1 protein-coding gene and 1 pseudogene are annotated in these 1,286 nt (G+C 61.7%); both read right to left on the bottom strand.

Annotated features, from left to right (window positions below; genetic code table 11):
- A partial coding sequence (locus tag ASC85_RS33580; RefSeq protein ID WP_442966226.1) for an immunoglobulin-like domain-containing protein occupies positions 1-712 on the bottom strand: 712 nt, incomplete at both ends.
- A gap of 1 nt (position 713) precedes the next feature.
- Positions 714-1,232: pseudogene (locus tag ASC85_RS33585) on the bottom strand (immunoglobulin-like domain-containing protein); the annotation flags it as partial.
- Between the last annotated feature and the right edge of the window lie 54 nt (positions 1,233-1,286).

The following is a 1,286-nucleotide window of genomic DNA, read 5'->3' on the forward strand; positions in this document are numbered from 1 at the left end:
GTCGCCGCCCGCGAGGGCGTCGTTTGGCGTCACGAAGTTCACGGTGCCGCTGCTGGCGCCGACCGGAATGGTGATGGTCTGGCCGTTCGACAGGGTGATAACCAACGGAGCATCGGTCACTGGTGCATTGACCGAAGCGGTGTACACCACGGTGCCGCCTTCAGCGACGGTGGACGTTGCGGTCAGGCTCACGGTCGACGTGTCGATGGTGTCGGTRACGTCAGTCACCGCWGGCGTGGTGCTCGGAACCAGGTTCTCGAAGTTACCGCCAGTGGCTTTATCGATGCTGACTTCRACTTTGCCGGCGTCTTTGTAGACGTCGTCTTTTGGCGCATCGACAGTGACGGTGCCGGTGGTGGCGCCTGCTGCGATGTTGATYACAGCGCCGTTGCTCAGGGTCACGGTCACTGGTGAGCCGGCKGCGTTGGTCAGGGTGGCGGTGTAAACGATGGAACCGCCTTCGGCGACAGTGTCAGTTGCCGAGAGCGTCAGACCAGTAGTGTCCTGCACATCGGTAACGGTGGTGTCCGCCGGGGTGGCGTCGATGTCCAGTTTTTCGTAGTTGCCGCCCTGGGCGTCGTCGATCTTCACGCTCAGGCTGTCGCCGCCCGCGAGGGCGTCGTTTGGCGTCACGAAGTTCACGGTGCCGCTGCTGGCGCCGACCGGAATGGTGATGGTCTGGCCGTTCGACAGGGTGATMACCAACGGAGCANCAGGGTGGCGGTGTAAACGATGGAACCGCCTTCGGCGACAGTGTCAGTTGCCGAGAGCGTCAGACCAGTAGTGTCCTGCACATCGGTAACGGTGGTGTCCGCCGGGGTGGCGTCGATGTCCAGTTTTTCGTAGTTGCCGCCCTGGGCRTCGTCGATTTTGACGCTCAGGTTATCGCCGCCTGCGAGGGCGTCGTTTGGCGTSACGAAGTTCACCGAAGCGGAGCTGGCACCGACTGGGATGGTAATGGTCTGGCCGTTGCTCAACGTCACGACGAGCGGGGCATCAGTGACCGGTGCGTTGATGGTAATGGTCTGGCCGTTGCTCAACGTCACGACGAGCGGGGCATCAGTGACCGGTGCGTTRACCGASGCKGTGTAAACSACRGTCCCACCTTCGGCCACCGTCGAAGTCGCWGTGAGCGAAACGGTGCTGGTGTCGATGGTGTCGGTAACGTCAGTCACCGCTGGSGTGGTGCTCGGAACCAGGTTCTCGAAGTTACCGCCAGTGGCCTTRTCGATGCTGACTTCAACTTTRCCRGCGTCTTTGTAGACGTCGTCTTTTGGCGCATCGAC

Origin of the sequence: Pseudomonas sp. Root401 (genome assembly GCF_001425105.1) — a bacterium.
GTDB classification, from domain to species: domain Bacteria; phylum Pseudomonadota; class Gammaproteobacteria; order Pseudomonadales; family Pseudomonadaceae; genus Aquipseudomonas; species Aquipseudomonas brassicacearum.